The organism is Prochlorococcus sp. MIT 1223, assembly GCF_034092465.1.
Lineage (GTDB): Bacteria > Cyanobacteriota > Cyanobacteriia > PCC-6307 > Cyanobiaceae > AG-402-N21.
This window is the reverse complement of the sequence record NZ_CP139303.1, coordinates 1724886-1750437: the sequence shown is the minus strand read 5'-3', so window position 1 is coordinate 1750437 and position 25552 is coordinate 1724886. Positions and strand designations below refer to the sequence as shown.

At 36.5% G+C, this 25552-nt stretch carries 28 protein-coding genes; 18 read left to right on the top strand and 10 right to left on the bottom strand.

The genetic code is table 11. The annotated features are described in order from the left end of the window. Window positions 1-91 precede the first annotated feature (91 nt). Together SOI85_RS09475 and SOI85_RS09470 are read left to right on the top strand one after the other, a co-directional pair. Window positions 92-1423 (top strand): histidine phosphatase family protein, encoded by a 1332-nt coding sequence (locus SOI85_RS09475; RefSeq protein WP_320664139.1) that lies wholly within the window; start codon window positions 92-94, stop codon window positions 1421-1423. Window positions 1424-1436: 13 nt separating this feature from the next. Beyond that, window positions 1437-2684, top strand: coding sequence for a dihydroorotase (locus SOI85_RS09470; RefSeq protein ID WP_320664138.1), 1248 nt, complete (start codon window positions 1437-1439; stop codon window positions 2682-2684). On the opposite strand, the gene lepB is transcribed toward SOI85_RS09470, so the two are convergent. The 3 genes from lepB to SOI85_RS09455 all read right to left on the bottom strand — a co-directional run bounded on the left by lepB (window position 2674) and on the right by SOI85_RS09455 (window position 4664). After that, on the bottom strand, window positions 2674-3375 hold the full coding sequence (gene lepB, locus SOI85_RS09465) for a signal peptidase I (RefSeq protein WP_414477791.1): 702 nt from the start codon (window positions 3373-3375) through the stop codon (window positions 2674-2676). The two genes, SOI85_RS09470 and lepB, sit on opposite strands and share 11 nt — an antisense overlap. A gap of 105 nt (window positions 3376-3480) precedes the next feature. Then, window positions 3481-3999 carry an inorganic diphosphatase gene (locus SOI85_RS09460; protein WP_320664137.1) on the bottom strand — a complete coding sequence of 173 codons (519 nt, stop codon included), beginning with the start codon at window positions 3997-3999 and terminating at the stop codon, window positions 3481-3483. A 203-nt stretch (window positions 4000-4202) separates the two neighbouring features. Beyond that, window positions 4203-4664 carry a resolvase gene (locus SOI85_RS09455; protein WP_320664136.1) on the bottom strand — a complete coding sequence of 154 codons (462 nt, stop codon included), beginning with the start codon at window positions 4662-4664 and terminating at the stop codon, window positions 4203-4205. A gap of 141 nt (window positions 4665-4805) precedes the next feature. Here SOI85_RS09455 and SOI85_RS09450 point away from each other — a divergent pair, with 141 nt between their 5' ends. The 4 genes from SOI85_RS09450 (at window position 4806) to SOI85_RS09435 (ending at window position 9540) form a co-directional block, all read left to right on the top strand. Further along, window positions 4806-6617: a proline--tRNA ligase gene (locus tag SOI85_RS09450; RefSeq protein WP_320664135.1), complete on the top strand. Its 1812-nt coding sequence runs from the start codon at window positions 4806-4808 to the stop codon at window positions 6615-6617. Between the two features lie 25 nt (window positions 6618-6642). Further along, entirely contained in the window at window positions 6643-7077 is a 435-nt protein-coding gene (gene psb27 / locus SOI85_RS09445) for a photosystem II protein Psb27 (protein WP_320664134.1), read from the top strand. Between the two features lie 96 nt (window positions 7078-7173). Next, window positions 7174-8487, top strand: coding sequence for an adenylosuccinate synthase (locus tag SOI85_RS09440; RefSeq protein ID WP_320664133.1), 1314 nt, complete (start codon window positions 7174-7176; stop codon window positions 8485-8487). Between the two features lie 45 nt (window positions 8488-8532). Then, window positions 8533-9540, top strand: a complete 1008-nt coding sequence (locus SOI85_RS09435; protein ID WP_320664132.1) for an adenosine kinase — start codon at window positions 8533-8535, stop codon at window positions 9538-9540. Here SOI85_RS09435 and cutA read toward each other — a convergent pair. Together cutA and SOI85_RS09425 are read right to left on the bottom strand one after the other, a co-directional pair. Further along, window positions 9524-9871, bottom strand: coding sequence for a divalent-cation tolerance protein CutA (gene cutA, locus SOI85_RS09430; protein WP_320664131.1), 348 nt, complete (start codon window positions 9869-9871; stop codon window positions 9524-9526). The genes SOI85_RS09435 and cutA overlap by 17 nt on opposite strands. A gap of 40 nt (window positions 9872-9911) precedes the next feature. Further along, window positions 9912-10706: a precorrin-6A/cobalt-precorrin-6A reductase gene (locus tag SOI85_RS09425; RefSeq protein WP_320664130.1), complete on the bottom strand. Its 795-nt coding sequence runs from the start codon at window positions 10704-10706 to the stop codon at window positions 9912-9914. 29 nt (window positions 10707-10735) lie between these two features. On the opposite strand from SOI85_RS09425, the gene SOI85_RS09420 reads away from it, so the two are divergent. After that, a complete protein-coding gene (locus SOI85_RS09420; RefSeq protein WP_320664129.1) occupies window positions 10736-11218 on the top strand; it encodes a single-stranded DNA-binding protein in 483 nt (160 codons plus the stop codon). A gap of 19 nt (window positions 11219-11237) precedes the next feature. Here the strand turns inward: SOI85_RS09420 and SOI85_RS09415 are convergent, their stop codons facing one another. Next, complete coding sequence (locus SOI85_RS09415; RefSeq protein WP_320664128.1) at window positions 11238-11423, bottom strand: hypothetical protein; 186 nt, start codon at window positions 11421-11423, stop codon at window positions 11238-11240. 53 nt (window positions 11424-11476) lie between these two features. On the opposite strand from SOI85_RS09415, the gene SOI85_RS09410 reads away from it, so the two are divergent. Genes SOI85_RS09410 through SOI85_RS09400 form a run of 3 tightly spaced genes read left to right on the top strand, consistent with a single transcriptional unit; the run spans window position 11477 to window position 13438 of the window. After that, window positions 11477-12052, top strand: a complete 576-nt coding sequence (locus tag SOI85_RS09410) for a DUF2854 domain-containing protein (RefSeq protein WP_320664127.1) — start codon at window positions 11477-11479, stop codon at window positions 12050-12052. A 31-nt stretch (window positions 12053-12083) separates the two neighbouring features. Then, window positions 12084-12956: an acetylglutamate kinase gene (gene argB / locus SOI85_RS09405; protein WP_320665173.1), complete on the top strand. Its 873-nt coding sequence runs from the start codon at window positions 12084-12086 to the stop codon at window positions 12954-12956. A 2-nt stretch (window positions 12957-12958) separates the two neighbouring features. Continuing rightward, window positions 12959-13438: a hypothetical protein gene (locus SOI85_RS09400; RefSeq protein WP_320664126.1), complete on the top strand. Its 480-nt coding sequence runs from the start codon at window positions 12959-12961 to the stop codon at window positions 13436-13438. A 61-nt stretch (window positions 13439-13499) separates the two neighbouring features. Here the strand turns inward: SOI85_RS09400 and priA are convergent, their stop codons facing one another. After that, window positions 13500-15755 carry a primosomal protein N' gene (gene priA / locus SOI85_RS09395; RefSeq protein ID WP_320664125.1) on the bottom strand — a complete coding sequence of 752 codons (2256 nt, stop codon included), beginning with the start codon at window positions 15753-15755 and terminating at the stop codon, window positions 13500-13502. Window positions 15756-16151: 396 nt separating this feature from the next. Between priA and rpoD the strand changes: the two genes are divergently transcribed. Further along, window positions 16152-17492, top strand: coding sequence for an RNA polymerase sigma factor RpoD (gene rpoD / locus SOI85_RS09390; RefSeq protein WP_320664124.1), 1341 nt, complete (start codon window positions 16152-16154; stop codon window positions 17490-17492). A gap of 91 nt (window positions 17493-17583) precedes the next feature. Next, complete coding sequence (gene hemC / locus SOI85_RS09385; RefSeq protein WP_320664123.1) at window positions 17584-18531, top strand: hydroxymethylbilane synthase; 948 nt, start codon at window positions 17584-17586, stop codon at window positions 18529-18531. Between the two features lies 1 nt (window position 18532). Here the strand turns inward: hemC and SOI85_RS09380 are convergent, their stop codons facing one another. Then, window positions 18533-19120, bottom strand: coding sequence for an inorganic diphosphatase (locus SOI85_RS09380; RefSeq protein ID WP_320664122.1), 588 nt, complete (start codon window positions 19118-19120; stop codon window positions 18533-18535). A gap of 26 nt (window positions 19121-19146) precedes the next feature. Continuing rightward, a complete protein-coding gene (locus SOI85_RS09375) occupies window positions 19147-20712 on the bottom strand; it encodes a carboxypeptidase M32 (RefSeq protein WP_320664121.1) in 1566 nt (521 codons plus the stop codon). 95 nt (window positions 20713-20807) lie between these two features. Here SOI85_RS09375 and SOI85_RS09370 point away from each other — a divergent pair, with 95 nt between their 5' ends. The 5 genes from SOI85_RS09370 (at window position 20808) to SOI85_RS09350 (ending at window position 24608) form a co-directional block, all read left to right on the top strand. Continuing rightward, window positions 20808-20993, top strand: a complete 186-nt coding sequence (locus SOI85_RS09370) for a hypothetical protein (protein WP_320664120.1) — start codon at window positions 20808-20810, stop codon at window positions 20991-20993. A gap of 44 nt (window positions 20994-21037) precedes the next feature. Then, window positions 21038-21493 carry a secondary thiamine-phosphate synthase enzyme YjbQ gene (locus tag SOI85_RS09365; protein WP_320664119.1) on the top strand — a complete coding sequence of 152 codons (456 nt, stop codon included), beginning with the start codon at window positions 21038-21040 and terminating at the stop codon, window positions 21491-21493. Window positions 21494-21570: 77 nt separating this feature from the next. After that, window positions 21571-21861, top strand: coding sequence for a 4a-hydroxytetrahydrobiopterin dehydratase (locus tag SOI85_RS09360; protein ID WP_320664118.1), 291 nt, complete (start codon window positions 21571-21573; stop codon window positions 21859-21861). A gap of 76 nt (window positions 21862-21937) precedes the next feature. Then, entirely contained in the window at window positions 21938-22981 is a 1044-nt protein-coding gene (locus SOI85_RS09355) for a GTP-binding protein (protein ID WP_320664117.1), read from the top strand. A 34-nt stretch (window positions 22982-23015) separates the two neighbouring features. Then, a complete protein-coding gene (locus SOI85_RS09350; RefSeq protein ID WP_320664116.1) occupies window positions 23016-24608 on the top strand; it encodes an iron ABC transporter permease in 1593 nt (530 codons plus the stop codon). Here SOI85_RS09350 and SOI85_RS09345 read toward each other — a convergent pair. Then, window positions 24597-24995: a hypothetical protein gene (locus SOI85_RS09345; protein ID WP_320664115.1), complete on the bottom strand. Its 399-nt coding sequence runs from the start codon at window positions 24993-24995 to the stop codon at window positions 24597-24599. The genes SOI85_RS09350 and SOI85_RS09345 overlap by 12 nt on opposite strands. A gap of 94 nt (window positions 24996-25089) precedes the next feature. Here SOI85_RS09345 and SOI85_RS09340 point away from each other — a divergent pair, with 94 nt between their 5' ends. Then, window positions 25090-25542 carry a hypothetical protein gene (locus tag SOI85_RS09340; protein ID WP_320664114.1) on the top strand — a complete coding sequence of 151 codons (453 nt, stop codon included), beginning with the start codon at window positions 25090-25092 and terminating at the stop codon, window positions 25540-25542. Window positions 25543-25552 lie beyond the last annotated feature (10 nt).

Sequence of the window (25552 nt, the reverse complement as noted above, 5' to 3'; positions counted from 1 at the left end):
AAGGGAATGAACAAAGAACTGTTTTCTTGCCTGAATCAATATTAATTTTAATCATGATCAATCCTTTGCATTCATCTAAGCTCTACTGCAAATGACATTACGTCTTCTCCTAGTCCGTCATGGTTTAAGTAGCTTCAATAAGGATTTTCGCATCCAAGGACGCAACGATCTATCAAAACTATCTGAAGAAGGAAGTTTTCAAGCCTCTGAAACGGGGAAACACCTATCCAATACACCTTTTGCAGGAGTATATAGCTCTCCTCTACAAAGAGCGGTTGAAACCACTAAAGAGATTCTTAACCAACGGGAAGACAATCATAATGCAATTTATACAGACGACTTATTAGAAATTGATCTAGCCCCATGGACTGGGCTCACCAAAGAAGAAGTCAAGACAAGGTTTCCCGAAGACTATCTCACGTGGCAAAGGAATCCAAATGAGCTAGTGTTCAGACGCAATGATGGAACAACCTACAAACCCATAGAAGACTTATTGCTTCAAGCGAATAATTTCTTACAAAAGCTACTAAAAAATCACTTTTCCGAAGAAACTCAGACTGTTTTAATTGTTGGTCATAATGCAATTCTTAGATGCATTCTCCTTAATTTATTAGGCAATCCACCACTAGCATTTAGAAGAGTTCAGATGGATAATGCATCAATTTCAATAATTGACATACTTTCAGAGAAAACCAACCCTTATGAAGTCCAAATAAACTGTTTGAATAGTACAACTCACCTCACTCCAAAAATCCCCCCTAAAAAAAGCAATAGTCGTTTAATCCTTGTTAGACATGGAGAAACAAATTGGAATTTAGAGGGGCGCTTTCAGGGGCAAATTGATATTCCTTTAAATAGCAATGGGAAAAAGCAAGCTTTAGCTGCAAGTTCTTTTTTAAAAGGTCTAAAAATAGATAAGGCTTTTAGCAGCTCTATGAGTAGGCCGAAAGAAACCGCAGAAATTATTTTAAGATTTCATCCAAAAGTACTTCTTGAATTGAAAAATAACTTAGTTGAGATTGGGCATGGTCTTTGGGAAGGGAAATTAGAATCAGAAATTATGCAAGAATGGTCAAAGTTGTTAAGCCAATGGAAACAAGCTCCTCAGACAGTACAAATGCCTCAAGGTGAAACCATTCAAGAAGTCTGGAATAGATCAATTAAATGCATAGAAGATATTTGCAAGAGTCTTGCTCCCTCAGAGACTGCTTTAGTTGTAGCTCATGATGCCGTAAATAAAACAATCCTCTGCCGTCTTCTAGGACTTAATGAATCCAATATATGGATGATAAAACAAGGGAATGGAGGAATAACAATTATTGACCTCTCAAACGAAGACGACCAGCCACATATAGTTACATGTCTCAACCTTACCTCACACCTAGGAGGTGTGATTGATACAACCGCGATAGGAGCATTATGAGAGAATGAAAAACATGAACTTATTTGATCCTATTCAAATTCTTTATGGATCAAATGAACCTATAGTTAAAGATGCTGTTTTAATAAGTAATGGCAAAATAAAAGCATTTGGGGAACAAGCTCGTTTACTCGCAAAAAAAGAAAACGTTAAAGCGAAAGCACTGCCTGAAAGTTTAATAGCACCTTGCTTAGTAGACCCTCACTCATTTCTTCTTAATCCCCTTACAGGTAAAAACGAATCTCTTAAAAGTCTTAGAAAAAAAGCCGCCAAATCAGGTTATGGGCAATTAGCACTCCTTCCTAGAGCTAGTATTTGGAGAGATAAGCCAGAGTTACTCCAAAACTTCAAAGACTCTTCTAGCGATGTAGATATTCATTTATGGGGAGCTTTTAGCATGGGAGGGCAAGGTATCGAGCTCTCATCGCATAAAGACCTAATTGAACACGGAGCCATTGGCATTGCAGAAGACGACTACATTCCACCAATTCATTTATTAAGAAAAAGCTTGTTAGCGAATGAGATAGGCAAATACCCTTTACTACTTGCGCCTAGAGATATCGAAATTCAAGGTACCGGAATAGTTAGGGAAGGTGTGGATACCTTAAGAGCAGGCTGGCCTCCTGATCCAATTGAGAGTGAAGCCATGCCTCTATGTCAGCTAATTGAATTACAAAAAAGGTTTCCCGATATATTATTGAGACTAATGAATATCTCAACGGCTACTGCAGTTGAGATGATTAGTGAAAGTAAGTATCAACCTCTGACAAGTGTGAACTGGTGGCATATTGTTTCTGATAATTCCAATCTCAATCCAGCAGAAATAGGTTGGAGGGTGTCACCCTCACTTGGGAATCCTAAAGATAGGGCTAGAATAAAGCAAGGGTTCCTTGAAGGTACACTTTCTGCCATAGCCGTTAATTCTATAGCGCTAGATTTTTCTAAAACCAAAGGTAATCATAATGAAAGAATGTTAGGAGTTAGTGGACATCACTTAGTGCTTCCATCGTTATGGAATGAATTAATCGTCAACTCAAATTGGACAATAAAACAACTATGGAATGCTCTTAGCTTTGGCCCTTCAAGAATGCTTAATTTACCTGAAGAATCTCTTGAGGAGGGAAGTCGGAGATGGTTAATCTTTGATCCACATCAAAGATGGATTCAGACTATTGACCCAAAAGACTCAAGAGGGATCAACAATGAGCCATTTGAAGGCAAACATATCACAGGCAAAATAATCCATTGTGGACTTAATGCTTAAGAGTTCCAATCCTATCTAAAGGCCAAAATCTCCATACAGCTCTTCCTATAATCTCAGCCTCAGGTAAAAGAGGGCCACCAGGCCAAAAACGACTATCCCAACTGTTGCTTCGGTTGTCTCCTAAAACTAATACATGAGACATTGGAACCACCAGATCAAGGGAATTACAGAAGTTGAAGCTACAGTAATTCGCAGCATATGGCTCTATTAACTTCTGACCATTTACTGAAACTTCACCTTTTGAATTCACCCAAACTTGATCACCACCGACCGCCACTATACGTTTGATGTAGGCATCACATGCCGGATCCCCCAAGCTCGGAAAATAGTTAATTAAAGGGAGGCTGGAAACCACACATTTAAAAGAAGAAGGCAATCTCTTAGAGCGTTTAGCCAACAATTCTTCATCAAATGCATAAGGAGAGTTAAACACCACAATCTCACCTCGTTTAGGGACTCTGTTCCTAAATGTTATTTTTTCAATTAATAGACGATCATTTATCTGTAAACCTGGAAGCATTGATCCAGACGGAATATATCTCGCCTCCGCTATATAACTTCGAATGCCTACGTACAAACCTAATGTAATAAAAAGAGGGATCCAAAAATCAAACCAAATATTTGTATTCTCCATCTTTTTGCCTCTAATAGAATCTTTTCCTTGATTGACGTCAGTTTTACTTGGATTCAAATCAAACCCCCACATTTTTTATAAGCTTAAAGAAAAAATCAAAAGATTATACTCATTCTTTGTAAAGACCATTTAGATAGTTTGTATCGAATCGTCAGATTGAAATTAAATCTTTTGATTGTTAGCTAATACACATCTTTCTAAAAGTTCATCAACTTCATCAAAGTCTCTCCAACCATCTATTTCGATAACTCTACCTTCAAGACTTTTATGAGTTCTGAAGAATTCAGCAACATCCTCAAGTTGACTCGATGCTATTTGGCGAATACTCGTTATCTCTTTTTGACGAGGATCATCTACCGGAACACACAATAATTTGCCATCATAAGCACCCGTATCATGTAAATCAAGAACCCCAATAGGACGAGATCTAATTAAACAGCCCGCAAAAGTAGGTTCTTCCATTATTACCATTGCATCAAGTGGAGCTCCATCTTCCGCAAGAGTGTTTGGGACAAAGCCATAGTCAAAAGGATAACGAACGGAAGAATGTAAAACCCTATCAAGAGCCATTACTCCAGCATCTTCAAAGTATTCATACTTATTCCTGCTTCCAGCGGGGATTTCAACTATTAAATTAACCAGCCCTTTTGATGGAGAAGGAGCAATAGAACTTAAATCCATCGATTTCGAATGCAAAAGAGTTAATAATTTTTCAAGAAAAGGCCTCTTAGCGCAAAGGCTTCCTAATAGTATTTTAGAATCATCAAAAGATCATTTAATTACTGAGAATATAATAACTATAGCTGTATTTATTGATAAATTAAATCAATATTTATTAAACACTGAAGAAAAGCCTCCTACGCAAATTAACTAATTTAAATATCTTAAGCGACGGATCTATCTTTTATATCCTGTGTACTTGAGATGGGCTTTGATCCATCTGAATTACTCTCTAAATGTAGTCTTATTGCTCTTAGCTCCTCCAATATAGAATTCAGAACATTTTGAGTAACCGTTGATGGAGAGTTTAATACTTCAACATTAACTTCTTTTATTCTTAGAATATCTTTAGCAAATCGCGCAACCTCATTTGGATGAAATAAAAGAGGATCTTTTTGATCCGTCCTATACTCAGGATTTAATTTCCTAGGATTAAAAGCTGGGTTTATATTCCTCGTGTCAGTATTCGTATATCTATAGACAGAAGCCCGAGAGCGATTTAAAGATTTCTGGACTTCTTCAATCCCAATCAATGAATCAGAACTAGCCATTACAGCTTGTATTTCGTTATTTATCCCCAAATCAACTGAATAATCTTTAGAATTTTGTAACGATCCATTGAACATAATTCTAATTTTTTGAATTCTCGAAAATCGTTGTCAGAACCTAGCAGATGAGCTCCAAGAGAACAAGCATTAAAGATACGAAGAGTTTTTCCGAAACTCTTCCTGTTAGAAAATAGGTAATTAGGCCCCAAGAAAAGAATCATGAGAGTCTCGCGCATGATGCTGTCAACGCAGAGAAACGTCCCAGCTGAGGCTGAAATCGTCTCTCACCAGTTGCTTCTAAGAGGGGGCTTTGTTCGAAGAGTTACGTCAGGTATCTACGCATATATGCCTTTAATGTGGAAAACACTGCAAAAAATCACAACTATCGTCCAAGAAGAAATGGATACGAAAGGTGCACTTCAAACTCTTTTGCCACAACTTCATCCTGCTGACATCTGGAGAAGAAGCGATAGGTGGGAGGGATACACTGCAGGAGAAGGAATAATGTTCAATCTAAAAGACCGGCAGGGTAGAGAATTAGGATTAGCTCCCACACATGAAGAAGTTATAACAACAATCACCGGTGAAATAATTAATTCATATAAACAATTACCAATAAATCTCTATCAAATACAAACAAAATTTAGAGATGAAATTCGACCTAGGTTTGGGCTCATGAGAAGTAGAGAATTTATCATGAAAGATGCATATTCATTTCATCAAGATGAATTAGATCTTAAATCAACTTATGAGGATATGAATGATGCCTATAAAAGAATATTTTACCGATGTGGCTTAAAGACAGTTGCTGTTGATGCTGACAGTGGTGCTATAGGAGGATCTGCTTCTCAAGAATTTATGGTAACTGCTGAATCAGGAGAAGATCTAATTTTAATCAGCTCAGATGAGACTTATGCGGCAAACCAAGAAAAAGCAATCTCAAAATATTCAAAAGCAATTGAGAGTAATTATAAGGAGTTTAAAATAATAGCAACACCAAATCAAAAATCTATAAAAGACCTATGCATAAAGCAAAATATAGATCCATCACAAATTGTAAAGGTAATTATAATGCTTGCCATTTTAAAGAAGAAGGGTAGGCAACCAATCTTAATAAGTATTAGAGGTGATCAAGAGTTAAATGAAGTCAAGCTTAGTAATGAGATTTCTAAACATTTAAAAGATAACTTGATCGATCTTATTTCCATTACAAATGATGATTTAAAAAAAGAAAACTTGAACCCTTTACCTTTTGGTTCGATTGGCCCTGACTTGGAAAACTCTTTCTTAAAAGGTGCTAAGACTTGGAATAGGGAATTTATTAGACTTGCTGATGTAACAGCTTCTGAATTAACTAATTTTGTTTGTGGCTCTAATAAAAAAGATGAACATAGAGCAGGAGTGAATTGGGATTTAATCGGTAATTTACCAGAAGTTATTGATATAAGAAAGGCTAAAGCTGGTGATCAATGTGTACATGATAATACCAAAGTCTTGAAAGAATGTAGAGGGATAGAAGTTGGTCATATTTTTCAGTTAGGTTGTAAATATTCTCAATCGTTAGATGCGAGTTTTACAAATAAAGATGGAATAGAAAAACCATTTTGGATGGGGTGCTATGGAATAGGCATTTCTAGACTTGCTCAAGCTGCCGTAGAACAAAATAATGACGAGCAAGGCATAATTTGGCCTATATCAATCGCACCTTTTGAGGTAATAGTTACAGTTGCAAATATGAAAGACTTAAATCAAAAGATTTGTGGGGAAAAGTTATATAAAAATTTTAAAGAGTACGGAATAGATGTTCTTTTTGACGACAGAAATGAACGAGCAGGGATAAAATTTAAAGATGCTGATTTAATAGGTATCCCATGGAGAGTAATAGTGGGTAGAGACTCAATCTCTAATAAAGTTGAATTGTATGAAAGGTCCACAAGAAAAACAAAATTATTAGAAGTAGAGGTTGCTATCCAAAAACTAATAGAAGAAATCAAAGCACAAAGAAGGGAATTTGATCCGACTCCCAATTAGAGTCTGATAAAACCAGACAAGTTAAATGATTTATTCCCTTCATCCAAGGATCTTAGGAGTCTTGAAATCAGTTCTTTCACTTTGCATTTGCGCTTTATTAGCCATATTCCCATTTGGAATCAGCGCTGACGCCGGCAGAACTTCTATGACTGGTGATTACTCAAAAGACACTATGAATGTTGCAAAAGTCCTTAAAGCATCAGTTGTTCTGCCTGAATCCGACCAAGAAGAGTCAATTTCAGATGAAGAAACCGTTTTCCTTATCACGGACTACATTTCTAGATATAGAAACAGATCACAAGTGAACAAAAGTGTCTCATTTACAACAATGCAGACCGCTCTGAATTCATTAGCCGGCCATTATAAAACTTTTCCTAATAGACCAGTTCCTGAGAATCTAAAAAATCGCCTAGAAGAAGAGTTATCAAAAGCTGAGGCTCTTGTCTTGAAACAGAGTTAAATAACAATTTTTACTTCATTTCTTTGACTCATGTAGGTGGCATCTGTAAATTTATAAGCTTCTGCTTTAGAACGGCTTAGAGCCGCTACATAATCATTGGCAAACGTTGTAGTCATAGGAGCACAATGGGGTGATGAGGGCAAGGGCAAAATCACCGATCTACTAAGTAGATCAGCTGATGTAGTAGTCCGATATCAAGGCGGTGTTAATGCTGGCCACACAATTGTTGTAGACAATAAAGTTCTAAAGTTGCATCTAATTCCATCCGGAATTCTCTATCCAAAGACAGTTTGTTTAATAGGTTCCGGGACAGTCGTAGATCCAAAAGTAATGATTAGTGAAATAGATATGCTTGTAGAAAGTGATATAGACATTTCAGGTCTTCAGCTGGCATCTACCGCCCATGTCACAATGCCTTATCACCGTCTCCTTGATACAGAGATGGAGAAGCAAAGGGGAACGCAAAAGATAGGAACAACTGGGAGAGGGATCGGACCTACATACGCAGACAAAGCACAGAGAAGCGGTATAAGAGTTATTGATTTATTAGATAGAGAAAAACTTAAAGAACGTCTTAAAACTCCATTAACGGAAAAGAATGGTTTACTTAAAAAGATTTATGAAGTTGAACCTCTTGATTTAAATGAAGTAATAAATGAATACATAGAATATGGAAAAAGACTAAAGCCACATGTAGTTGATTGCACTCGAGCAATACATCAGGCAGCAAGAAAGAAGCAAAATATCCTTTTTGAAGGAGCTCAAGGAACACTTCTAGATTTAGATCATGGCACATACCCTTTTGTCACATCTTCCAATCCCATATCCGGAGGTGCTTGTATTGGCGCCGGGGTAGGTCCCACGCTTATCGATCGAGTTATTGGAGTAGCCAAAGCTTATACAACAAGAGTAGGAGAAGGCCCATTCCCTACAGAGTTGCAAGGAGAAATTAATGATCAACTTTGTGATAGAGGCGGTGAATTTGGGACAACCACTGGAAGACGAAGGCGATGCGGGTGGTTTGATGGTGTTATTGGAAAGTATGCAGTGGAAGTCAATGGTCTTGATTGCTTAGCCATAACAAAACTAGATGTACTTGATGAACTAGATGAAATAAAAGTCTGCATTGCATATGAGTTAAATGGAGAAAGAGTGGAATATTTTCCTAGTAGTGCAGAAGACTTTGGAAAATGTAAACCTATTTTCAAGACTCTTCCAGGATGGCAATGTTCCACTGCCGATTGTCGGAGATTAGAAGACTTGCCCACTAAAGCAATGGACTACTTAAGATTTCTCGCTGGATTAATGGAAGTGCCTATAGCAATAGTTTCTTTAGGTGCAAATAGAGATCAGACTATTGTTATTGAAGATCCAATTCATGGACCTAAGAGGGCTCTTTTAAGGGCTTAACTTGAATTTAAACTTTTCCACTTTAAAAAATTATATCAATTAAATATGAGCAATCAAGAAAATGCAAATTACGATTCACTAGATATTGTTGGAATAGGTAATGCAATTGTAGATATTCTGGTAAGGATAGAAGAATCTGACCTTAAAAATTATTCAGTAAGCAAAGGAAATATGACTCTTATTAATGAAGTAGAAGCTCATAATCTATACAATAAAATAGAGAATAGCATTAACAAATCAGGCGGTTCAGCAGCAAATACTCTTGCAGGATTTTCTAAACTAGGCGGGAGAGCAGGTTTTATAGGGAGAGTAAACAATGACCTCTTAGGTGAGACATTCACTAAAGAAATTAAATCTACTGGCACTTATTTCAAGACCTCTCCAAGTAATAAAGGTCCTTCCACTGCAAGATGTCTAATTCTTGTTACTCCAGATGCAGAGAGAACCATGTGTACTTACCTAGGAGCCTCTGCTTTACTCGAACCAAAAGATATTGATCCTGGCATAATAAAGAATTCGGAAATCCTATATCTAGAAGGTTATCTTTTTGATGCCGAAGCAGCAAAAAATGCTTTCTATAAAGCAGCCAAAATTTCTAAAGAATATAATAAAAAAGTAGCCCTATCATTATCAGATTCATTCTGTGTTAATCGTCACAAGGAAAGCTTTCTTAGTTTAATAAAGGAAAGTGTTGATATTCTTTTCTCTAACGAATCTGAAATTATTGCACTTTCTGAGAGCAATAGCCTAGAGGATGCTCTAATAAAGATAAAAGAAATTTGCGAAATAATTGTTATTACACTTGGAGACAATGGTTCCATAGTGATTAGCAAAGATAAAAAGTATAAAATCAATCCATATGTTTTCGGTAAAGTTATAGATAGCACAGGAGCAGGTGATCTTTATGCTAGTGGTTTTTTATATGGTTTAATTCAGAAAAAAGACTTAGAGACATGTGGAAAGATAGGATCGATTTGCGCTGGTCATATAGTTACTCAATTAGGTTCCAGGGCAGAAGTATCTTTGCAAGATCTAGTCAAGGAGAATCTTTAATCCCTAACGAATAATTAGCCCATTCCTTATATTGTCTAGAAACTTGAATAGGTATCGAAATTATTTCCGGATTGTCATAACTATGTATTTTTTTAATTACAGGCAAAATTAGCTTTAATTTCTTTTCAGTAGTTTTAATAATTACTTGAACTTCATCAACAGATTTTTCAATCACTCCATTCCACCAAAATGATGATTTTATCTCTATAAAATTAATACATGCTGCATATTTTTTCTTCAAAAGATAATCAGATAATTTCTGAGCATTGTTAAGATTAGATTCTGTAGTAAGTAACATTACTAACCCCTTTGATAATTCAATCTCTTTCATATAAGGTTAGTCTTTTAAAAACGATATATATCTGATTACTCTAGTCAATACGAAGCAAAAGCTTATTAAGAGAATGAATAGTTTCGACCTTATCAGGATAAAATGGGCGAGAAATAAGCCAAAGTTTAAGTTTTCTTCTTCTTGAAATTTCAATCCATAGTTTTTCTGTTTTACCACCAGACTGCCTACAAACGATTCCATTAATTGACCATCTTCTGCAAATAGCCATTTCAAAATCACCAATTAACTCACCATTTTGAGGCCTAACTACAGCCAAATTATCAGGCTCAATATTGCAATTCAATGCAGATTGCAAGCTTTCAGGTGTCGGGAAAATACGAGCATAAACAATTGCACCAGCAGCTTTAGCAGATTGAACAGCTTCTTTTAAATATCTAGCACCAAGAGCTATAAGAATATTTTGACCTTTCATATCTAAATGAGAAAGTTCTTTTGAAGAATGAATTAAAGTTGCGCCCGAGCAATCTTCTAGCGGTCTTACATAGCGAAGTAAGGCTTGATTAAACTCTTTACAAGCATGATGGAGATTATTACTTATATTTAAAGCAAATGGATGAGTAGCGTCTAAGACCCAATCAAAGCCAGAATGCTTTTCAGCCTCTTCTAAAAATTCTTTTATTCCTTTTACTCCATCAAGTGGGCCGACCTTTAATTCTTCCAATGAGAAATCAATATATGGCTCAGCAGCTTGACTTGAAACAACACTTACAGTTACTTTCCATCCATACTTTATTAAAGCCCTCGCAATATAAGGGCCTTCACCAGTCCCAGACAATAACCAGATATGTCTCTGGCAATTTCTTCTAATCTGCATCAAGATAAACCTCAATACTCAGAAGTAAAATGAACCATTGCATGCTTGAAGTCCAGGTCAAAGAGGCTCCTACTCTCCGTTATACCCAAGACAACAAAACGCCAATAGCCGAAATGGAGGTGTTTTTCGACAATCTCAGAGCAGAACAGCCTCCTTCAATAATCAAAGTAGTGGGATGGGGAAATATGGCACAAGAGCTTCAAACTAATATAAAAGCTGAACAAAAGCTTGTAATAGAAGGTCGTTTAAGAATGAACACCGTCCCTAAGCAAGATGGAACTAAAGAAAAAAAAGCTGAGTTCACTCTTTCTAAGATTCATCTTTTTTCAAAAGATTCTCAGATATCAAATAACGCAAAAAATCTAAGTTTTGATCAGAATAAAAGCTTTACAAATCCCACTTCAAATAGCCAATCATCCCCTAATAAAACAGATAGTGATCCATCTTCAAAAAAAGAATTGAGTTGGGACACATCGCCACTAGTTCCAGATACAGATGAAATACCTTTTTAGATTAAGTTGAAAATTTAATTTATTCCTCATTCCTTTCTGATGCTCTGATCAAAAGCAATCCTAATTCTCTTTCTAAAGCAGCGAGATCAAGACGCAGCTCAGGCCAAGAGCCACTATCTATTTGCTCGAGAAGCCAAGCTCTATCTTTGTTTAACTGATTTATCAACTCACTATAAGAAGTGGAATTCTCTTCAGGTGAGATCATAAGACTGTCTCCTAAAGCTCCATCTTGCACCTATAAAAGTCAAAATCAATGTTATGAATCCTCTTTTTTCTCCTGGAAGCATAATTACAGTCACAGGGGCAATGTTGTCTGTAATTGGTCTTTTAGCGTACTTTACAAATGCCACAAATCTAAGTGTACCAACTTTCTTTTATGGAGTACCAATTCTCTTAATTGGTCTATCCCTGAAAACAGTTGAACTCCCTCCAGCAAAAAAAGTTGGCACTTCTTATACCTTAAGCCCAAAGAGTGAGAAAGAATCGACAAATGAACTCAAAAAAGTCGTCAAAGATGTAACAGGTTGGAAATATGGCCCAGCATCTCACCTGGAGTCTTCACTAAAAGTTCTAAATCTGTGGGATATAGATAATCCTCCTAGATTGATAGAAGTTGAAGAATTAGCTTCTATTAACGGCTATGGTATTCGTCTTAGATTTGAGCTGGCTGGGGTCTCCTTAGAAAGGTGGAAAGAGAAGGAGGCTCGATTAAGTAGATTCTTTGCACAGGGTTTAAAAGCAGAAATCACTTCTCCCTCTTCAGGTGTTCTTGATTTAGCCCTAACTCCAAAAACAAATTCAACAGAACAAGCTAATAATGAAGGATCAAGTTAAAAAGTCTTTACATAAAAACTCCTCTGTAAATATGGAGCTTGATAAAGATGTTGATGCTTTAAGGGTATCCGTCTTAAGTGAAGCACTGCCATATATTCAACGTTTTGCTGGCAAGAGAATAGTGATCAAATACGGAGGTGCTGCAATGGCACATAAAAAACTTCAAAAAGCCGTCTTAAGAGATATTGCCTTACTTTCTACTGTTGGAGTTCAGCCTGTAGTCGTTCATGGAGGTGGGCCTGAAATAAATAATTGGCTCAACAAACTTAAAATATCAAGTGAATTTAAAGACGGTTTACGAGTAACAAGGCCAGAGACTATGGACGTAGTTGAAATGGTTCTCGTTGGAAGGGTTAACAAACAAATAGTTAAAGGGATCAATCACTTAGGTGCCCGCTCAATAGGCCTTTGTGGAATTGATGGCAACCTCATCGAAGCAAGAACATTTGAGGATGACAGTTATGGCCTCGTCGGAGAGATCACGAAGGTAAACACAGATGTATTAGAACCTCTGCTCTCCAAAGGATACGTACCTGTCATTTCAAGTGTTGCCGCTTCTATTGACGGGCAATCATTAAATATTAATGCTGATACAGTCGCTGGTGAAATTGCAGCAGCATTAGAGGCCACAAAATTAATTCTTTTAACTGACACTCCTGGGATTTTAAGAGATAAGGATGATCAAACCACTCTTATAAGCCAACTCCGACTATCCGAAATCACTCAACTCATCAACGAAAGAATAATTGAAGGAGGAATGCTACCTAAAACAGAATGCTGTATTAGAGCCTTATCTCAAGGAGTATCAGCCGCACACATTATTGATGGCAGGATCCCTCATGCTCTTCTTCTTGAAGTCTTTACAAAAGTTGGCATCGGGACAATGATAATTGGGAGCAGGTGAGAATGCTTGGCTCACCAGAGTTTATAGATGCCGAGAAAGCTATGGGAAGAGGTGACTATAGACAATGCCTACTATTATTAGAGGAATTGTCAAAACAACATCCTGAGAGTTCTCAAGAAGGAGCAAGAATTAGGATGTTAATGGTTACTGCTTGGATGGGGCAAGGGCATGAAACAAAGGCTATCAAGACATGCAAACAACTAACAAAAGTAAGTGATCCTGAAATTCGCCAGGAGGCAAAGCAATTAATATCTATTTTAGAGGCACCTTCATTACCAAGACCTGAGAGTTGGTCTATAAAAATACCTAATATCGATTTCGAATCAAATAAGTGGAGTGATCACTCAAAGAGAGAAAAACGAATCAAGCCTAAAGTAACTCCTAGCTATCCACCGACAGGAACAACAAAAGCTTTTGATATGGGTTTTGCTACAGCCTTCATGTTGTTAATATTTGTCTTAATTATATTTCTAAGTCTATGAGAAAGATAGCTATAGAAACTTACTTTACTATTGGATTTTTCTCATGCAAATTAAATCTTCACTAAAGTTGTATGGGATCAGGGTCAACTGAAAGACTTACACCTTTTGGCAATCTTCTCCACAGAGCGTCTCCTTCTGGCAAAGGTAAAGGACTTAATTCGGGGCCATGAAGTAAAAGTTGCCAACGACTTTTGCCAGAGGCTTTCGCAACCAAAGCAGGTGCTGGACCAACAATTTTCCATTGATTAGACTTACAGATTGGTTTTATCTTCTCAGCTAAAGAGAATGCAGCAGAGGAAGTTCTCTCCGCTGAATCCCCTGAGAAACGTAGTAGACATGCCCGACTGAAGGGAACCAATCCTGATTCTTTTCTCAACTGTGATTCCTTTCTTAAAAACTCCTCATAAAGACCATCTCTCAAGTGCAAAACGACTGGATGTTCTGGGCAGTAAGTTTGGACGACAACTTCTCCAGGACGTTCTCCTCTACCAGCACGTCCTGCTAATTGCATAAACAATTGAAGAGCCTGTTCTTCCGCTGAAAGATCAGGTCTATAAAGCAAGCTATCGGCCGCTAAAACTACTGCCAAAGTTACACGCGGTAAGTCCATCCCTTTTGCAAGCATTTGAGTTCCAACCAAAATATCGGCCTCACCTCCAGCAAATTTATCTAATAATGTTCGATGTCCGTCTCGACCAGAAGTGGAATCTCTATCAAATCTCAAAAGCTTAAGACCTTCTAGCTCTCTGGTTAAATTCTCCATAACTCGCTGCGTCCCCGCACCAAACGGCTTAAAAGCTGTTGACCCACATTCTTTACATTTCATTTCCACCTTGGCACGATAATCACACCAATGGCAACGCAACCATTGATTGCCAGAGTCACTCTTATGTACTGTTAAGGCGATATCACAGAATGGGCATTGCACCACCTCTCCACAGCTACGGCAACTCAAAAAGCTGCTATAACCTCTTTTAGGAACAAGGATGACCGCTTGTCCTCTGGAGGTTCTCAAGTCAAGTAGTCGTTGCATAAGAGAGCGGCTAATTAAACGTCGATTACCTCGTTGCAATTCCTTACGCATATCAACAATATGAACTTTTGGTAATGGTCTTTTTGAAATTCTATTTTTTAATCTCGCTAAAGAAATAGGACCACGTGGAGACAAACGTCTCCACGTAGACAAGGAAGGTGTCGCACTCCCCAGGATAACTTTGGCACCTGTTTTTAATGCTCGATTAAGGGCAATATCTCTTGCGTGATAACAAGGCATGGGCGACTCCTGTTTATAAGAGGTGTCGTGCTCTTCATCGAGAATGATCAGTCCTAATGGAGAAAGAGGTAGAAATATTGCCGAACGTGTCCCCACAATCACAAGAGGTTGCGTGCTATTTAATATTTTCCTCCAAGCTTTTACTCGTTCTTTTTCTGAGCAATTACTATGATATTCCATAACTCTATCTCCAAACCGTCTACGGAATCGATCAACTAATTGAGGTACAAGGCCAATCTCAGGCGTAAGCATTAAACAATTTTTACCTGCAGATAATTCGTTTGCAGCAACCTGTAAATATACCTCTGTTTTTCCAGAACCAGTTACTCCCCAAAGCAAAAGAGCTGTTCCAGGAAGAATTGAATCAAAGACATCTACCGCACATCTTTGTTCTTCTGTAAGCAACTGAGGTTCTTCCAAATCCCTTACTGCAAGACATTCCTCATTTTCAAAAAGATTATTTGTCTCAGAGAACTCTTGCTTCCTCTCTCTCGTTGCTAGACCTCGTGAGACAAAACCATTTACCAATCCATGAGCAAAACCTTTCTTCTTGAGATCTCTCATCCATACTCCTCCACCAACTGAATATAGAAAATTTTCCAGTTCTTTTTGTCTCACAGATAGATTTTGATTGTTATCCCTACTTTCCTTTAGTTGGATCCACCACAACATCCTTGGCCCAGTTGACTTTTTTTTTACCTGCCCCAACCAACCTGGCGGCAAAGCCGTTTTCAACATGCGATAAGGACTTGTATAACAATTTAGAGCTGTCTCTTCTAACCACTCGCGCCATTTGTTATCTACAGCCGCTTTTTGGACTAGTGCTTCTATATTTGATAATGAAACCACAGGATTTGTAGGCCCACCTAAATTATTTTTTTCTTGCTTCTTTTTCTCAACTACTAAACCATGCATAGGTCTTCCTCTAAGTCGAACCAGGACTAAATCACCAAAAGATATACCTAATTTCAAACCATCTTTGTACGTAAAACACTTCCCCTCTCTACCAATTTCAAGCCATACCTCAAATTCTTGATATTCCATAAAGCTAAAAACACTTGCCGACTTCAAAAGTTTTTCTTAAGCTTCTAATGTAAGCAGTAAAAAAGCTGGTTACGAGAAAGCTCAAGATTCTGTTCAGAGGGAAGGCACGAAGTTCGAACGACATGGGGAATACCCTCGTCTGCAAAACCTGCCTGAGAAAGCCCCAAACAATCTTGAAAACTTCATTCCTTAAACTTGTCATTTGTTCTTTAAGCACGAATAGTTCTCACAAATCTCATAGTTAAAAACATCAATTTATTTTTATTCATTGATGTTTTTATCATAATGTGATTTACAAGAAGAACATTTCGATCGTTTTATTTAAATGACTTAAAAGCTCTTTTAATAATAATTCTTTTTACATAGCAGATTCTTTCCTTCTTCTAGATTATTGACATGAGTACTGTCACCGCCCAAAAGACTATTGAGTCAACAAACAAGTCAAAAGAAGCTGTTAAAGCAACTTCAAAATCACTTGTCAAATCAGGTAAAAGCTCAAGCAAAAAGAAAAAAATGGCTACCAAAGCAAAAGATTCAAAGGCAAAGAAAAGCAAGTCCCTTGTGACTTCCAAGGGGAAGAAAAGCAGCTCAAATGCCTTAATTGCAAACAGTCAAGATTTAAATAAAGCGGCTGATGAATTACTTTCAGCAGCCAATGAACCGTCAATTAATTCTGAGATAGAACTAAGCGAAGTTAAAGATACAGAAGATATTGAGACATCAGAGTTTGAACTTGATGCCAGAGCTAAAGCACTTGCAAGTATAAAGATAGGACCAAAAGGTGTTTATACCGAAGATTCCATAAGGGTTTATCTACAAGAGATAGGGCGGATAAGATTGCTTCGACCAGATGAAGAGATTGAACTTGCCAGAAAGATTGCCGACCTACTTCAGCTAGAAGAAATTGCTGCCCAATTTGAAAGTGAGAATAATCGATATCCCACGACAAAAGAGTGGGCCGCATTGGTATCAATGCCATTAATGAGATTTCGTCGTCGGGTAATGCTTGGACGAAGAGCTAAAGAAAAGATGGTTCAGTCAAACTTACGTTTAGTAGTCTCTATTGCTAAAAAATATATGAATAGAGGCCTCTCCTTCCAAGATCTGATTCAAGAGGGAAGTCTTGGGCTGATTAGAGCTGCTGAAAAATTTGATCATGAAAAAGGATATAAATTTTCCACATATGCAACCTGGTGGATACGCCAAGCAATTACAAGAGCCATTGCAGACCAAAGCAGAACAATTCGTTTACCAGTTCATCTATATGAAACAATTTCAAGAATCAAGAAAACCACTAAAGTTTTAAGTCAAGAATTTGGAAGAAAGCCTACGGAAGAAGAAATTGCAGAAAGCATGGAGATGACAATTGAAAAACTAAGATTTATAGCAAAAAGTGCACAACTCCCTATCTCTCTTGAGACACCAATTGGGAAAGAGGAAGATTCCCGTCTAGGAGATTTTATAGAAGCAGATATTGAGAATCCTGAACAAGATGTAGCAAAAACTCTATTAAGAGAAGACTTGGAAGGTGTTTTAGCAACGCTTAGTCCTAGAGAAAGAGATGTGCTTCGACTTCGTTATGGACTAGATGATGGTCGAATGAAAACTCTTGAAGAGATTGGGCAGATTTTTGACGTAACTCGCGAAAGAATTCGTCAGATAGAAGCAAAGGCTCTGAGGAAACTTCGCCACCCAAATCGTAATGGTGTACTGAAGGAATACATAAAATTCAATTAGGTCTTTATTTCGAATTCAAATAAAGGATTGTCAGACAAAGTAAAGATGGTGAATGCGTGAGTTTAAGGTAAATAGTAAATAAAGATTAAAAATGGCACTAGAGCAACTGCGCATTGCTTCTCGCAGAAGCCAGCTGGCCATGGTCCAGACTGAATGGGTAAAGCAAGAACTGGAAAAAGCACATCCAAATCTTGCTATTTCCATAGAAGCCATGGCGACACAAGGCGACAAAATTCTTGATGTCGCACTAGCCAAAATTGGAGATAAAGGTCTTTTCACGAAAGAACTTGAAGCTCAGATGCTGATAGGGCGTGCCGACATAGCAGTGCATTCATTAAAAGATCTTCCAACAAATCTCCCCGAAGGTCTAATTCTTGGATGTGTTACTGAAAGAGAAGATCCTGCCGATGCTCTGGTCGTAAACAAAAAAAATCAAATTTACCAATTAGAGACTCTTCCATCTGGAGCAATTGTTGGGACAAGTTCATTGAGAAGGCTGGCACAGCTCAGACACCATTACCCTCATTTAATTTTCAAAGACGTAAGAGGGAATGTAATCACTCGTCTTGAGAAGCTTGATGAAGGTCAGTATGACTGCCTAATACTTGCGGCAGCTGGGTTAACACGATTGGGGTTTAGGGACCGGATTCATCAAATAATTCCAAGCGAAATTTCACTTCATGCCGTTGGGCAAGGGGCACTTGGGATTGAATGTGTTAGTGAACAACAAGAAGTACTTGAAATAATAAAAAGCCTTGAACATCTACCAACATCTCAAAGATGCTTGGCCGAGAGATCTTTTTTGAGAGAGCTCGAAGGTGGCTGTCAAGTTCCAATAGGAGTAAAAAGTTCAATTCAAGGGGAAGAATTAATACTTGAAGGGATGGTGGCAAGCCTTGACGGCAAGCAATTAATTCGAGATCAAAAGAAGGGATCAATTAATGAACCGGAGTTAATTGGAACTCAACTTGCAAACATCCTTAGCTCTAAAGGCGCACGCGAAATCCTGCAAGACATATTCAAAGCAGAAAGAAGTTAATTTAATTAATCAATTTAGGCTCAATTTCGTCAAGGTAACGAGCCTCACAAGATTTAATAATTTCGATTGCTTTATCTACTCCAAAAAATCCGTTAACACTGCAAGTGCCAGGCTTTTTAAGATCTTTGTAGTGCTCCCAATAATAAGTAGTCTCTTTGATCCAATGATCACCTAGCTGTTCAAAGGTTTTTATGTGATCCATACGTTTGTCATCTGCAATTACAGCAATAACCTTGTCGTCCACTTCTCCTCCATCATCAAAAGTCATTATCCCAATAATCCTCGCCTCAACAATTGAACCAGGGACTAAAGGCTCTGTTACTCCAATGATTTCTATATCAAGAGGGTCCCCATCTTCATCCCAAGTCCTAGGAATGCATCCATAGGCAAATGGATAGGCAAGAGATGAATACCCAACCCTATCAAGTTTTAAATGCCCTGTTTCTGTAATTAATTCGTATTTATTAATTGTATTCGAATTCAATTCAACGATTGTGTTTACTCTTAAATCTTCCTCGTCTGCAAAAGCAGGCAATACATGGAGAAGATTTGGAGTAATCCTACTTGGAGCTTGTTTAAGGTTTGCCATGTTGCTAGAAATTTTCGAAGTTCATACTAAGAGTTGCTCGTAAGAAGATCCAACTTATTCTCCAAATAATGCAGAAAAATTTCACTAGACAATTTTTTACCGGTGACATGTTCAACTAATTTTTCTGCATTCATTTGTCTTCCATGACAATGAACATTCTCTCTTAACCAAGAGATTAAAAATGATTCATTCTCTCCTCGAATACAATCCTCAATTGGATTATCCTTAGAAAATCCTTTTTTTATGAGTCCAGAAGACATAGATTCAGATAATTGAGCACTTATTAAATGTCCAATTAAATATGATGGGAAATATCCAAATGCACCTTCACTCCAATGGACATCTTGAAGACAACCTTCACGATCATTTATGGGTATAACCCCAAGTAGTGACTTGTACCTTTTATTCCATTCATGAGGTAATTCATCAACATTTAAACAGTCTTCGAGCAATGCGATTTCTAAATCTGTCCTAATAAGAATATGTAAGCCATAACTAAGCTCATCTGCTTCAACTCTATTCAAACCAGGCTCCAAAGGATTCATTGCATGCCACAAATCTTGGGCACAAGATACTGGGGCACCACAATTTGAGAATTCACGCCAAAATCTCTCAGAGAAGGCGAGACTCCGAGCTACTCGGTTTTCCCAAAAAAGTGACTGACTTTCATGTAACCCCATAGAAGTAGCTTGCCCCAAAGGCCATGCAAACCACTGATGACTCTGAGAGGGTAAACCCTGTTCATAAAGAGAATGACCCCACTCGTGAGCTGTAGCCAAAAAGCAAGAAAGAGGCTGCCCAGAAACTACTCTTGTAGTTATACGAAAATCATTTGGGCCAAGTGTTATTGAGAATGGATGAGGAGATCTTGCTATTGAAGTTTTACGAGAATCTCTTGACCAACATTTCAATAATTGATTACACAATTTTTCCTGAGATTTTTCATCAATATCCCAGGAATTTCTTGGTAGATTTTTTTTGCTTTTTAACTTTTCAAGTAATTCAGGCAATTTTGTTCGAAGTGGATCAAAAAGTTCTTTCAATCTCGAAATAGTTATATCCGGTTCAAAGGGCTGCGCCAAAGACTCCCAACAACTTCTTGATTCAGATAATTGTCTTGCTTCTTCTTGTCTCAAAGAGATCAATTCCTTAAGAGCAGGAGAAAATATATGAAAAGCTGACTTATTTTTTGCTTCCTGCCACAGGTTGTATCCATTAGCCTTAGCAAGGGCTAATCTTGCTACCAAATCAGGATCAAGAGATTTTTGTCGGTGGAAATCATTTTTTAGCAGTTCAATATTCCTAGCCTTTTGTTGAATTTCAACTCCACTAAGCTCTTCTTCAGAACACTGGCGATCAAATTCAAGACTCGCTTCTTGTAAGAGTAATTCAAACTCATTACTAGTCTGACGAGAGTGCAAGTTTTTTGCCAAAAGGCATAATTGTTCTCCTCTCCAAGAAGCCCCCAAAGAAGGCATCACCGTATTTTGATCCCAATAAAGGGTGCTTTGAATAGATCCAAGCAACTGGGTCTCACGCAAATAATCACCAAGTTGATCCCATGCATTCGAAGACAATTTTCTATCACTCAATTTGTATTAGAGATTAATGAGAAATAAATCCTTCCCATTTCCTCTCTTATTATGGTTAGATTAATAGTATAAATCCTTACTAAAAAGTTGATCTTATGACAAACTTCAGAGACAAGCTGAATACTCACCTTCCAATCGTTCTTCAATTTATAAGTACAGCCTCCTTAGTAGCAATAGCCTTAAGTGCAATTTGTGGAACAAAGTCATTAAAGAATCTTGCAGAGAGTCATGGAATCATGCCTCAAATTAATTCAAAAATGCATTTAAATCATCATAAATAGTAAATTAATACCAGAGTAAATCTGAAATTAATTTACTATTTATTGTGAAACAATTTTTCTCCGAAATTAATTTTAAAACTTATAAAGAAGGTTTTACTAACATAACACCTACAGTAGAAGATTGGATCGATAAAAATAAATTAAATAAAGCTATATTAGTAATATCAACAAAACATACTAGTTGTAGTCTGATAATAAACGAAAATGCAGATCCTAATGTTTTAAAAGATCTTTCTAACTATATGAGGGCTATTGTTCCTGAAGATACGTTCATGTCTATTAATGGAGACAAAAAGCCCCAGAGATATCTTCATTACGAAGAAGGTCCTGATGATATGCCCGCTCATATAAGAACAATGCTTACATCTAGCAATATCAGCATGAGTATAAATGAGGGAAAATTAGTTCTAGGTACTTGGCAAGCAATTTATTTATGGGAACATCGTCATCAAGGTAGTACAAGGAAGTTAAACTTTCATTCAATTGGAGAAATATCTTAAGAATAAAATTATTTAGTAAATTTTATTAAATCAGCAAATTTCCAGCCAAAATAGTTATACATAGAAAATATTTAAAGATGCAAGCCTTGTTACTAACTCCTGAAGAGATAGATTTAATTCCAAGCAAACTCCCAAATTGGGAAGTATCAGACAAAGTAATTAAACGTGTATTCAACTTCTCTAATTTTATTGAAGCTTTTGCATTTATGACTAAAGTGGCAATAATAGCTGAGAAGATGAATCATCATCCAGAGTGGAAGAATGTATACTCTAAAGTAAAAATTGAGTTAACAACTCATGATTTAAAGGGGTTAAGCAATCTTGATGTTAAACTCGCCTCAAGTATTGATAACCTAATGCATAACTAATTACAAAAACTATTTTATAATCCAATTTATATTTTCTCCTTAATAAATTTATTTACTCTTCTAATTTATTTAAAACATGGGCAATCAAAATAATACTTGTTATGAAGATAAAAAACTTGGAATACCAGTAACAATATTAACTGGTTTCCTTGGTGCAGGAAAAACGACTTTACTTAATCATATACTTAGCAATCAAGAAGGATTAAAGACGGCTGTTCTAGTAAATGAATTTGGAGAGATAGGGATAGATAATGACCTTATTGTTTCGACCGGAGAAAACACAATTGAATTAAGTAATGGGTGTATTTGTTGTTCAATTAATGGGGAATTACTCGATGCAATTAAGGGTATTTTAACAAGAGCTGACTCAATAGACTATATAGTTGTAGAAACAACTGGTATAGCAGATCCCTTACCAGTTGCAATGACCTTCCTTGGGAGTGAACTTAGAGAAGCAACACGTCTTGATTCAATCATTACTTTAATCGATGCTGAGAACTTCAATAAAGAATTAGTCAATAGCGAAGTCGGACGTGCTCAAATTATTTATGGAGATATTTTGTTATTAAATAAATGTGATTTAGTTGATGAAAAAAGACTTTTCAATATTGAAAGCGAGCTAAAAGGAATAAAACATGGAGCTCGTATCCTAAGGAGTATAAAAGGTGAAGTTTCCCTTTCACTACTACTTAGTGTTGGCCTTTTTGAAACTGATTTTGTTTATAGCAATCAAGAGAAAGAATCAGAAGATCATGGCAATTGCGATCACTTACACGGTCATTGCACTCATGAGCATAATCATGCTGAGCACAGTCACAATCATATAAAACATGAATTCTCCTCGGTATCTTTTAAAACAGAAAAACCATTTTCCTTAAGAAAGTTTCAGGATTTTCTAGACAACCAAATTCCAATCGAAGTTTTTAGAGCAAAGGGTATATTATGGTTTAACGAAAGTGAAAGAAGACATGTCTTTCATTTAGCAGGGAAGAGATTCTCTATAGATGATAGCGACTGGCAAGGAGAGCGAAGAAATCAATTGGTTTTAATTGGAAAAAATTTAGATCAAGACAAGATCAAAGAGCAATTAAATAATTGTATAGATAGAAAAATTAGTTAAGATTTTCTATAATAGTTATATAAGTGTATTTAAAGTGAAGAGTAATAACCTAAAAGCAAGAAGATCTAATAAATACTTTTTACGTAGGAGTTTCATACAAGACAGATCTATTCTGTATATATTAACTATTATTGTTGCTCTAATAGCATTATTCCCATTAGTTAATCTTATTAGTGAAGGGGTTAATGGTATTAAAAATGGATCTGTAAATCTAGGTATAGATGGTGCCGATCAAATAAAAGGAACATTTATACTATTTGTTTTTTCTTCAACCTTGGGCGCAATTATTGGAACAGTAAATGGCTGGCTTCACTCCAATTGTAGATTTACTGGACGCAAATTACTTAGGATTGCTCAATTAATACCTTTAGCTACTCCTGCATATCTTTTATCCGCAACTTTAATTGACTTAGGGAGTATTAATTCAATAAGAATTTATGGACTTCCATGGGGAGTATTAATAATGGCATTTACAACATATCCATATGTTTATCTTCTAAGTACAGAAAGTTTTTCTATCTCTGGGAAAAGACAATTAGAAGCATGCCGAAGCATGGGTATAGGTCCTTGGAAAAGTTTTTTTCGCATAGCATTACCTATGGCTATACCCGCAATAGGAGCAGGAATTGCTCTTATGGGAATGGAGATAATCAATGAACTCGGAGCTGTTCAGCTACTGAATATTCCAACAATTTCTGCAGGCATAGTAGAGAATTGGATGTCGGAAAATAATCCATCAGGAGCAATTGGCCTTGCATTAATAGCTCTGCTTATTGTTATTGGGTTAATTACTTTTGAACGAATTCTTAGAAGAAGAAGCAGAAGATGGAATGAAGGAATTGCAGGAGGTGAAGCTCCAGAGTGGGAACTTAAAGGTATTAGAGCAATTCTCTCTCAATTTATTGGAATAATAGCTCCTACTTTTACTCTGGGAATTCCGATTTTCTGGTGCCTTATAAATAGTGATCAACTAATAAAAAGTTTAGATGTTGATCTTTTTTCAATAACTATTAGAAGTATTTTACTTGGTTTAGTAACTTCATTAATTACATTATCTTCAGCTATCTTATTGGCAATTTCAAAAAGATGGGCAAAGAGTAGATTTATTAATCTCATAACTTTTCTATCAGGAATAGGCTATGCAATACCAGGAGTAGTAATGGCAATGGCTCTTCTTTCCTTTAGTAATTCAGCATTGCGATTTCCACCATTTCTACTACTAATCTGGGGTTATAGTGTGAGATTTCTGGCTGTAGCGAAAGGAGGCATTGATTCCTCTTTTGAACGCATGCATCCAAATCTAGATGAGGCAGCTGTAAACCTAGGTTCTAGATGGCCAAGAGTACTTAAAAAGATTCATCTGCCTCTTCTAAAAGGTCCAATGTTGGTTGGATCACTTCTAGTATTTGTAGACACATTAAAAGAACTGCCTTTAACGTTTGTACTCAGGCCATTCGATTTTGATACTCTTTCAGTAAGAATATTTCAATATGCTGGGGACGAAAGGATGGCTGAAGCAATAATACCTGCAATGTTAATTTTAATAATAGGCTTAATTGCTTCTTTAGCCTTAATTCCAAGTCTTGGAGAAATCCACTCCAACAAAAGCAAGAATCTATCTAACTAATTTAAATAACTCATTAAATCTATTGTTAACTCTAATTAAAGAATAAGTTAAGACATCAGAAATCGTTGATACAACTCTGTAGCAAAGTAATGATGATATCAAAGAAGCACCTAATTCTTGCTTTGTCGTTATCAATAAAATAATAGACTCGAAAACCCCTATACCTCCTGGCGCGCCAGGTACAACTAATCCTATAATCCAAGCTAAAGAAAATATTGACAGCCAGTTTAAGAACCCAAGGTCTGGTGCAATCGAAAAAGCTTTCAGACAGAGCCAAAAACCTAAAAATCTTAATAAGATAAAAACCATCTCCACTATAAATGGCCTAAATGGTATTTTAAATAAATATGAATTATGAATATCTATATTTAAAAATGTATCTTCCATATCATCTATCTTACGAAGTTTATTATATACATTTCTTTGCAAATAAAAGAATATACCTTTTCGAATAGGAGGGTAAATTATACAAAAGGGTAGTATGGAGAAAAATTTTATATATAAAGGTAGATCACCCATAGGTATCCATATAGAAGCCGAAAGTATCATTAAGAATGGCTCAATAGCTATTATTAATATTGACCTTGAAAAAGGTAAATCAGCTTTTAAGATTCTAATACGTTCTACAAAATGCCAAATACCGCCGGGTATATATTTAAATATATTTGTTTTGAGAAATAAAGCTACAAGATTAATTCTAATATTCTTACCAGCATTAGCTTCTAGCAAAAGCTTCCAAGCTAAAGCATTGGCTATCAAACTTAGCGATGTCAATAAAGTTGAAAATATCATAAGCATAAAAACAGAACTATCTAAAGATAGTTCCAATAGTTTTGACAAATTAATTGAAATTGAATATCCTAAGAACAAAAAGCTTAAAGTTGAAAATAATATTTTAAGATTAATTTTTGAAAAAAGAATCTTGAAAATATAATATATTCTTA